The organism is Leptospira borgpetersenii serovar Javanica, assembly GCF_003046425.1.
Taxonomy (GTDB): domain Bacteria; phylum Spirochaetota; class Leptospiria; order Leptospirales; family Leptospiraceae; genus Leptospira; species Leptospira borgpetersenii.
Window position 1 is genome coordinate 15,001 of record NZ_QAJG01000026.1, and the last position, 10,000, is coordinate 25,000.

The following is a 10,000-nucleotide window of genomic DNA, read 5'->3' on the forward strand; positions in this document are numbered from 1 at the left end:
GTAAGTCAGAAAAACTTCGCTCTTTCCTTCGTTAAAAACGAGTGGGTTTTAACTTTGGATGCGGATGAAGAAGTATCGCCGGAATTAAAAGAAGAAATTCTGGTTTTGTTTCAGAACGGACTCCCTACTGCGGACGGATATTCCACTCCGAGACTCACTTGGTATTTGGGAAAATGGATCCGTCATGGAGGTTGGTATCCCAATCGAAGGATTCGGCTATTCCACAAATCCAAAGGAAAATTCGGAGGGGGGCTTGTTCACGAGACGATTCAACTTCAAGGTATATGCAAAAAATTGAATTTTCCCGTATATCATTATTCCTATAAAAGTATCGGAGACCATGTCCGTTACATCAATGCGTATTCCGAATTAGGTGCTCGGGAAAAATACGGGGCGGGGAAAACGAGCGGTCTTTTTTACGCGTTTCTGGAAGGATTCTATAAGGCGTTTTGGATGTATTTTATTCGATTCGGGTTTTTGGACGGGAAACAAGGTTTTGTTCTAGCGACTTTGGGGTTCTATTATAATTTTCTAAAGTATATTAAATTATACGAATTGAATTTGAAGGATGAGAAGAAAGTTTAAAACGTACGTATCCCGGGAATGATGTCGTTTCCCGGTTTACCGAATCATTTCGTTTTTTAATCCCCGTCCGAATTGGAAGGTAGGGCGTTTGCTCCTAAGATTCCTATGATTTCTGTCGCAAAGATGATTCGAAGTTCTCTGAATCTTAAATAAATTTCCGTATTTACGAAATTGAGATTCCCGGCGAGGTCGGCCTTAAGCGTCGCGGATGCGTTGATTCTTTCCTGAATGAGAGATTTTAATGCGGCGATTTTCGTCTTAACGCGGGCATCCAACGCGCTGTTTTGAAACTGAACGAGATAACTGAGGGATCTCGCTTCGTTATCTCCTGGATTGCCGTAATAAACGAGTTCCAATCCTTCTATAGACGACAATAGGTCTTGGTAGGCGGTATCGCTGTAAATCGATTCCAGTTTTGTAGGATATTGAGTCGTTCCTGCAACCGTAAGACCCGCCGGAACTCCGACTCGAATGTCTTGATTCGTATATTCCAGTTGAACGAGTCCATTGATGAACGAGTCGATTGCATCCTTGATCCCGCCAAAGGAACCTTTGCCGGAAGCCAATTCCTCCGCAAAATTCCCGGAAGAAGAATTCCAGGAACCGAGAAGGCGTTGTGCGTCCAGTTGAATCACATTTGCGAGAGAGACGATGTAGGTTCTTCTTCCCGCATTTGCATTTGCCGCATTAATTGCGGCGACCGTATGCGTTCCGTTGCCGTCGTCGAAAATGAAATATTCCAATGCGGCAAATCCTTTTCGAGTAAGAGGGTACGAATCGACTGTACTCGTGTTAGGATTGGTTGCTGCGGCTAGATTCAAATCGTTCGCCGTCGGACGGTTGTTTTCTCCTAAAATATAACCGTCCAATTTGTGGAAGAAATTCGAAGGAAGATAGGACCGGTTGATATAAAAGGTCTCGGATTGTTTGAAAATCCTTCTCGCGGCCAACCATTTCGTTTGAAGATCCGTAAGAGTGGCCGCGTTCTGATTCGCTTGGTACGAAGCGGCGCTCGTTTTTAACTCATCGGTTGCGGTTAGAAGACGAGCGAGCTGAGGGATGGCGACTCGGTTGGCCGTATAATTCAGAAATTCCCCCGTACTTGCGTTTGCGAATAACGCGACTAGTAGGGTTTCTGTTCCCGTAATTTTTCCGAAGTCTCCGCAGCGAATTTTCGAAAATACGATCATCATGCTCAGAGTGAGAATTTTAATTCCTTTGGAAAGAGATGTTCTTGTTCCAAGAGTATGAATAGATTCTAAAATTCTCATAGAGATTCCAGGAATAGAATCAACTTATCCCGATCTTCTTTCGCAAGATTGACGAATTTATTTCTGGATGCCGAAGCTTCTCCTCCGTGCCATAGAATCGCTTCTTTATGACCTCTTGCACGTCCGTCGTGAAGGAGATGGTTATGGCCGTTGACTTTTTGAATGAGTCCCGTTCCCCAAAGAGGAGGGGTTCTCCATTCCGTTCCGGAGGCTTCGAAATCTTCCCGGTTGTCTGCGAGATCAGGTCCCATATCGTGGAGGAGAAGGTCGGTATACGGTTTTATGTGTTGAAAAGAAATTTCCGGAAATCCTTCCGAATGGCCCGTGAAGATATAAGGCTTGTGACAGGCGTTACATCCGATTTCCGAAAAGATTTCTTTCCCTCGAATCACATCGGGGCGGGTCCAATTTCTTCTTCCGGGGACACCCACAAGTTTGGTATAAAAAGTCACTAATTCCGCGGTTTTAGTCGAAATTTCGGTTCCTTCAGGGGTTCCGTTAACGCCAGGAGGGGAATTAAAACAGGCCACCTGTGCGCCTACGCAGTTTTGATCCGGAAAAAGAGGGCTTGTGATTCCTATATCTCCTAAAAACGCTCCCTGATTTTGTTGTGATAAACTCGGTTCGTTGGCTTTCCATCCGAATCTTCCCAATACTTTCTTTTGCAGTTTTGCGTCCCAAACGAAATTCGGTTTACCGGAGATTCCGTCGCCATTCGAGTCGTTTTCATCTGCAAAAGAAAGAATGGTCGATTCTGGAATCGCTTCTAAAAGTCCGAGTCCTGGGATCATGGGAGATGTCCGAGGAGATTGGTGCACGAGTGGAGGTTGACCAAAACCCCAATTCGAGATGGTGAACGTAGGTCTCCTCAGCGAATACGCCTCTCCGTCAGGAAAATTTCCCGGTTCTTCCGCAAAGTGTACGGTTGTGGTCGCTTCCGCTGGAACTGCCCCAATTCCACGATTATTGATCTGAAGTCCGTAGTTGTCGAGTCCTACCGGTCCGCCTGTGATCGGATCTTTTCCGTTTTGGCTGACTCGAATCAACATAGTGGAAAAAACATTGCTTCCGCTGGGGGGAGGAGTTCCTCTTCCGTCCTTTACGTGACAACCGTTGCAGGAGGTGCTGTTAAAAACCGGCCCCAATCCGTCGGAAGCGGAATTTCCGCCTTGAACCCAAACTCGGTTGAAGAAAGAATTCCCACCTTGAAAGTCTATGTTTCCACCTTCTCTGAGATTTGCAGCGGCCAGATCGAAGGCGTTTACAGTGGTATCGAAAACCGTCGTCAAACCGCCGGAATATTGTTCACCGGGATCCATATTGGCAAGGATAAGCAGAATTATCGCCAATTCTTGATCGTTGTTTTTTTTATGGTCGAAAATATTCAGGTTACACTGAGTGAGTAAACAGAATAGGATCCCGCTAAGGAATCCTATTCGAATTTTTGAATTGATTGAAATCGTAAAGGGAAAACTTTTTTTCATCATAGATTTTTTTATTTTCATAATGATTCATCTTTCATAACGGAACTTAAATGGAGAAATCGGTAATCGAAACGCCAACTCCTTTTGCGGCATCGGTGATCGTTTTTTTCATGGTATCTCCGATCAGTTTTTGGGTATCAAAAAGAATTTTATACTCGGAATCCGTATTTCTGATAATTTGGTCGTATCTTCCGGTCAAAGATTTGGGTGGACAAGTAGTCGTGTAGTTCGGATCGGCTGTTTGTTCCGGAAGATTGATACAAAATACGTCTCTGGATGCAGTTGCCTGAGCGGTGATCGGCGGGGCGCTGAGAGTCCCGAAAAGACTTCTTAGTCCCGGTCCTGTGGAAGTTACGGTTCCTTTTTTCAGTTCGTAAGATCCGGACCAAATGTTCAATACACTTTGAGCATTGTAGTAAAAGTCGGCTTTGGTAGTATCGCTGAAACAGGAATGTTCTTCTTCTTGTTGTCCGTCAAAAGTTCCGGTGAGTCTTTCTCCTCCCCATTCTCCTGCGATGAATTTTCCAAGACCCTGAAAAATAGCGGTGATTGCTGCGTTAGGATTGGATTTCAATGCATCCGAATATCTGGAACCGTTTGCAAATTGGTCTCGGATCAGCCCTAGTTGGAGAACGAGTCCGTCCGTAACGGCTTTCATATAAGCTCTTCTTTTCTGTCCGTCTGTTCCAGCACCTCCTGTAAGTTCCGCTACAGTACGTTGCCCTGCGATTTCGTTGACTCCTCCGTTAGACAAATCTTGTCCCCAGAGAATATATTCGATCGCGTGCCATCCTACCGTGATTGCGGTTTCGTCGTCACCATCATCGGCTCCGTTGTTTGCTCCTGCATCTCCGTTTGCAGCTAAGATAGCGGCGTAGTTTATCTGTGCTATGTTGTTATTGCCTATATGGTGATCAATCGCACTTTCGTCTAACGGCCATGAGTTGATCAGGCCTTCACATTCTTCTTCTCCGGATCCGTCCGCGTTGCTTCCGCAACCTAAGACGTCTACGTTATCGATCGGTCCGGAAGAAAAACGGAACGCTTCGGTTACTAGATAAGAAGCTCTTGCGATGATGTATAGATTTTTAAGATTTGCATGATCCGCTGCGCTCGGGTTTGCATTTGCGGCGAATGCCGTTACTGCGGTTTGCAGATTGACTGCGTCTTTGTAGCTTTGGTCGTACGATTCGTAACCGAGTTGTAGATAACGATCGACTACTTGAGCTTTAGTCGCGGTCGGTTGGAGTCCCACTGCAAGTAGAGAGAGTAGGGAATCGTTCGATTTTTCTCCCGGCTTACAATTTAAAAGCAAGGCCTGTACCGCGATTGAAAGAAAAAAGGGGAAAGTAAATTTTTTGAGATTCATTAAAGTTTCCTGAAAGTTTTTAAAAAGATCCCGGCAACGTTGTCCGCAACCGGGGAATTTTCGATGAACTGGTTGTTATGATATTGATACCAATTCTCAATATCAAAATTATAGTCAAACGAAAATTTTGTTTTAGGATGAATTTGTGGGAACTCCCACGAAAAATTTCTAGTTTGAGGGGAAATGATGCACTTTTCGCATAGAAGCCAGATCCGAGAGAGAAATTTTTCCTGGAATGGGAACTCATACAAACTTCCGATTCTTGAAGGACTGAAATTACTAAAAAACATAGATCAGAGTTCAAAAGTGACACCTACATTGATTTGGCGAAACGGGCCAACTTGAATTCCTTCGGGAAGGCGGCCGGATATGTAACGAACATCGGCTAAATTCTTTCCGGTGACAAAAAGACTCCAACGTTGAATCGGGTCCTTATAACCCATAGAAAAATGAATGAGTCCGTATGCGGGAATCACACCGGTTTCACCGGAGCTATTCGAAGTAATATTGAGATATTGTAATACTTTTTTGCCGAGAGGGTCCGTTATCAGGTCGGCCCAGTATACGGTTCGAGTATTTGAGTCGTCGTGATATTGGGCGGAGAAATATTGATATTCCACTCTCGAGTAAAAACCCTTTTGATGGATAAAACCGAGGGCGAGGGTTGCGGTGTCTCTGGAAACGTAAGGGACGTAGTTCCCGTTTTTATCTTTTTGAGTGACGATAAAATCGAGAAGAGATTGATTTGGCGTGATTTTTGCTGCGTCGATGGAATGCTGATTCATTCTTGCGTCCGCCCTTGTGTAAATCAAATCGATCGGAAGTTTGAAGGACGCGCCGAACAATTTGGCCGGGTCGAACGTGACGTTGGTTTCCAAACCTCTACTGTAAGTTCTTCCTCCGTTTTTCGCGGAGGAGGCGGAGTCGTTTCCAGAAGTGGAGGAAGTGATTATGATCTGGTTGATGTAGTTCAGATCGAAGTAGCTTACCTGGGCACTTAAGTAATTTGTGATATCTCCTCGAAAGCCGGTTTCGTAGTTATAGGAATATTCCGGATCGATTCGATTGACGACGCCGGAATTGTTTAATGCGTCCTGATATCTAGGAGGTGAAAAGCCTTTGTGTGCACCCGCAAACCAGGTCACGTCTTTATTGAGGTCGTAAGTAAGCCCGAGACCGGGAATTACGACATGATACGTGTGTTTGCTTCCCTTATCCACTTCTTGGGAGGGGGAATTCGGAAGAGGTTGGCTGGTGATCGGATCCAAGGACTGTTGACGAAGAATCGTCCTGTTTTGTACAAACGATTCGTAACGGATTCCGGGAATCACCGAAAACCGATCGTAGAACTTGAAACTGTTTTGAGCAAAACCCGCGACGGATTTTGTATGATTGACTTCGTGATCTCTTATGTTTCCCGATTTGGAGAGGGAATATTCCGAAGAGGCGGTTCCGGTCGGGGGCTTGTCGAAACCGTTGCCGAAGATCGCATAATCGGGAGTAGGTGGTCCGTCTAAGTATTTGATGTCCGCCGTTTCATAATGGTAACGCAGGCCTGCGTCAAGCTGATTCTTGATTCCAAAAAACTGATAGTCTTGTTGGTAGCGGGATTCCGCACCTACAAAACGATAAGAACGGTTTCTGTGACCAACGCTGTCCAACATATAAACCGTATCGCCTGGGCGATTTACAAACGGTTCCGTATCGTAGGTTTTGATTACGTTGCCCGGAATAGCGCCGAAGTTGGAACCCGTATTTCTAAGGTAATTCTGTCTTGCCCAGTTCCTTTCCGTATACGCGGCATAAACTTTTGTCACGAGTTTGGAATGATCGGTGAACTTCCATTCGTGGCCGATATCGCCGGAATATCTCTGAAGTTTTCGGTTATCCTGTTCTGCGAAGTTGGAGGAAGAATGATTCCAAAACTGGGCGGTCGTCAAACCGAGATAAGTCATGTTCGCATCTTGGGCGGTTGCTAAAAATTTAGAAGTGAGAATATGTTTTTCATTCAGATCGGTAATGGATTTAAAGGAGAATTCATGCAATCGAAAGTCTTGGTGATCTCGAAATCCGTTTCCTTGTTTTCTGAGAAACGAAATATCGATACCGGTATTTCCGAAAGTTCCTCCGTAAGAAACTTGAGAGGAAAAGAATCCGTAGGATCCGCCTTGTGCGGACACGGAAAGAGTCGGTTCTTTCGAAGGACGTTTTGTGATGAAGTTAACCACTCCGCCAATCGTAGAAGGCCCAAAAAGAATCGCTCCTGAACCTTTGATGACTTCGATTCTTTCCATACGATCGATATTTGGCGTATAATATTGTTCCGGCGCGGAGTAAGGATTGAGAGACGTAAAAATTCCGTCTTCTAAAATGAGAACTTTTCTCCCGAGATCGTTGTTCACGCCCCGAAAACCCAGATTTAAAATCAAACCGGTATCTTGGTAACGGATGGAAGCTCCGGGAACTCTTCTCAGAACTTCCATTGAATCAACCGGTTTCGTCTGTTCCAAAAATTCTTTCTCAACAACGATTGCAGAACCGGGAATTCTTTTGAGGTCGACCTTTCGTTTTCCTATCACCGAAATGGCTGCGCGTTCCGGTTCCTCTCCATTCAAAGAAGGACGTTGTGTTTCTTCTGATTGTGCGAAAACTCCCCAAGAAAGTAAGAAGAGGAGAAAAATACAAAAAGACAAAATTGATTTTTGTTCCATTGGGTTTAAATTTTGAAAATGATTCTCAATATTTGTCTACGGCTTTTAGAGTCAAGGGAGAATGAAGTGAAAAGATTCGGGTTCGAAGGAAAAATTTAGGAATAAAAATTCAAAAGAGAACAGAATTTATGGGAACTCCCACGTAAAACTTTTTCGGCCACATCCGCTTCGCGGACCGGGCCATTCCATAACCTTACCCACAAATACTTGGATCTGAAAATAAATCTGTCGGAATTACTACAAATCCTCTGTGAAACTTACGCCCCACCCTGATTTTGGGTGGAGGGGAGAGGCGGTGGGAAGACTCGGGAGGTTTTCTTTACCACAAAATCATACTTCTTGCAAGTAAAAAGCCTCATTCTTGTCGGAACACTTGAAAAATATCAGTTTTTGATCCTTATGATCCCAAAAGCCTTCTTAATTTGTGGGTAACGTTATGGGGCCATTCCGGGCTCGCGGAGTTCCGCTCGGTCCTTGGGACGACTCTTAAAGAACGAGGTGCCTTGAGTCTTGGACCAAGCCCTGCATGTCCCTTGTGGGTTGTAATCTAACGTGAATTCGGTGTAACAAATAAGAATTCCGGAAGCAGTTCGTATTGAAAGAACACTTAAAGTCTGTCCCAAAACCTTAGGAATGTAAGAACTATTACAATTTTAAACGACGGGAGAAAACCGCCAATGCGACGGTTTCTGTGGGAACTCTCACATTCAGAGGACTGAGGACAGAGTCGCGGCAATGCCGCTCCCACAGAAGACAGTTTTGAGACCGGCTCTAAGAGTAAAACCGAACCGAAAAAGATCGGACCGGAATAAAAAGCGGCATTGAAAAATTTCATCCTTTTGAAATTGAACTCGCCTTTCTCTTACGAATCCAATACCCTAGGATTCCGGACCAAACCGTCGATAAAATCAAACCGCCCATTTCCCTCGTGACTTCGTCGTCGAAGGATAGGTTTTGAATCTGCATCGCAGCAAATACGGTTCCCGCCGAAAAAAGTACTAAAAGAAATAAAGACGCACCAAGCCAAAGTTCCGTTTTTTCGGGATATATTAAAAATCCAGCATATAATGCGACGACACTCAGATAAAGCGGAATCCAAAGCCAGGGATCGGGATCGTTCCACTGAAGCCCTGCAAAAACGAGCCAGATCAAAATCGTAACGATTGAAAAAATTTTCATGATTCGTAAATCCATTTGAGTTCGTAAAGATCTCTTCTTCGATTGGATAGATTTCGAACGGAACCTTTTTTACGGAGTTCCTTTAAAAGATCCAAATCCAAGTCGGCGATCAAAGTCATTTCCGTATTCGGAACGGATTCCGCAGCCACGCAGTCGTGAGGAAATGCAAAGTCGGAAGGGGTAAAAACGGCGGACTGTGCGTACTGAATGTCCATATTCTCCACATGAGGAAGCGCACCGACGGAGCCGGAAATCACGACGTAACATTCGTTTTCGATCGCTCTTGCCATTGCGCAGTGTCTGACTCGGTTGTAACCGTTTTTCGTATCTGTGTAAAACGGGACAAACAGAATGTCCATTCCTTGTTCCGCTAAGAATCTCGGAAGTTCCGGAAATTCCACATCGAAACAGATTAGAATTCCGATCTTACACGCGTCCGTAGTGAATACCGAAAGATTGTATCCGCCCTTGACCCCCCAGTAAAAATCTTCGTCCGGAGTTACATGGAGTTTATACTGCTCTTCGTAAGTCCCGTCCCTTCTACAGAGGTAAGAGACGTTATGGAGAGTGTTGTCTCTGTATTCCGGCATACTACCTGAAATGATGTTCACGTTGTATGAAACTGCAAATTCCACCATCTTTTCGATGATACTTTCGGTGTGACTCGAAAGCGCGCGCATTGCGTCCGAAGGGCTTCTGTCGTTGTATCTTGCAAGTAAAGACGCATTAAAAAATTCCGGAAATAATACGAAGTCAACGTTATATCCCGCCACGGTATCGACGAAAAACTCCACCTGATGCATCAATTCCTCGATTCCCGCCACGGGACGCATCTGCATCTGAACGACTCCGACTCGAACGACGGTTTTTTGTCCTCCGATCAAGGTGATCTCTTCTTTCTCGTAATATATATTCAACCATTCTAATAAAACGGCATAAGAGCTGAAACCTTTGGTATGTCCGAAATAGCCCCGTTTGAGTTTTCGAACGTGGAACCCGTTCGCGAGTTGAAAAGAAAGGACAGGATCGTAGATTTCCTTATCTCTTACTTTTTCGATGTATTGAGCCGGAGTCATGGAATCTTCATAGTTTTCGTAACCGGGCATCCAAGCTCCGACCACGATTCTCTTGAGATTCAGTTTTTCACAGAGTTCCTTTCTCGCGTCGTATAGTCTTCGGCCAAGACGCAAACCTCTATACTCAGGATGAACGAAAATATCCACACCGTAGAGAGAATCTCCGTTTTCGTTGTGATTTTTGAGGTCGCCCTTTCCTACGATTTCTTCGTAGGTGTGATTATCTCCATAATCTGACCACTTGACGATTTGGCTGATGGCCGCCCCGACGACTTTTCCATTGTCTTCGATACAAATTTGTCCTTCAGGGAATTTAGAGATTTGA

8 protein-coding genes (2 of these 8 running past the window's edge) are annotated in these 10,000 nt (G+C 44.7%); 1 reads left to right on the top strand and 7 read right to left on the bottom strand.

Translation table 11 applies throughout. The annotated features are described in order from the left end of the window. Positions 1 to 585 carry the 3' portion of a glycosyltransferase family 2 protein gene (locus CLV95_RS15830; protein ID WP_002733141.1) on the top strand. 183 nt of this gene lie to the left of the window's left edge, so only the last 585 of its 768 coding nucleotides appear in the window; its start codon lies beyond the left edge, outside the window; the stop codon is at positions 583 to 585. 56 nt (positions 586 to 641) lie between these two features. On the opposite strand, the gene CLV95_RS15835 is transcribed toward CLV95_RS15830, so the two are convergent. The 7 genes from CLV95_RS15835 to CLV95_RS15870 all read right to left on the bottom strand — a co-directional run. Continuing rightward, positions 642 to 1,856 carry an imelysin family protein gene (locus CLV95_RS15835; RefSeq protein WP_002722055.1) on the bottom strand — a complete coding sequence of 405 codons (1,215 nt, stop codon included), beginning with the start codon at positions 1,854 to 1,856 and terminating at the stop codon, positions 642 to 644. Next, positions 1,853 to 3,361: a di-heme oxidoreductase family protein gene (locus tag CLV95_RS15840; protein WP_002722049.1), complete on the bottom strand. Its 1,509-nt coding sequence runs from the start codon at positions 3,359 to 3,361 to the stop codon at positions 1,853 to 1,855. Before CLV95_RS15840 ends, CLV95_RS15835 begins: the two co-directional genes overlap by 4 nt. Positions 3,362 to 3,386: 25 nt before the next feature. Further along, on the bottom strand, positions 3,387 to 4,709 hold the full coding sequence (lruB, locus tag CLV95_RS15845) for an imelysin LruB (RefSeq protein ID WP_002733132.1): 1,323 nt from the start codon (positions 4,707 to 4,709) through the stop codon (positions 3,387 to 3,389). After that, on the bottom strand, positions 4,709 to 4,999 hold the full coding sequence (locus tag CLV95_RS19935) for a hypothetical protein (RefSeq protein ID WP_002733130.1): 291 nt from the start codon (positions 4,997 to 4,999) through the stop codon (positions 4,709 to 4,711). Before CLV95_RS19935 ends, lruB begins: the two co-directional genes overlap by 1 nt. 3 nt (positions 5,000 to 5,002) lie before the next feature. After that, the gene (locus CLV95_RS15855; RefSeq protein WP_002733143.1) at positions 5,003 to 7,420 is read right to left on the bottom strand and encodes a TonB-dependent receptor family protein; all 2,418 of its coding nucleotides are present in this window, start codon (positions 7,418 to 7,420) and stop codon (positions 5,003 to 5,005) included. Positions 7,421 to 8,251: 831 nt separating this feature from the next. Next, positions 8,252 to 8,614, bottom strand: a complete 363-nt coding sequence (locus tag CLV95_RS15865) for a transmembrane 220 family protein (RefSeq protein WP_002733136.1) — start codon at positions 8,612 to 8,614, stop codon at positions 8,252 to 8,254. Further along, on the bottom strand, positions 8,596 to 10,000 hold the 3' portion of the coding sequence (locus CLV95_RS15870; protein ID WP_002722064.1) for a bifunctional GNAT family N-acetyltransferase/carbon-nitrogen hydrolase family protein. 179 nt of this gene lie beyond the right edge of the window; the window shows 1,405 of its 1,584 coding nt (coding positions 180-1,584); the start codon falls outside the window, past its right edge; its stop codon occupies positions 8,596 to 8,598. The genes CLV95_RS15865 and CLV95_RS15870 overlap by 19 nt, the downstream gene beginning before the upstream one ends.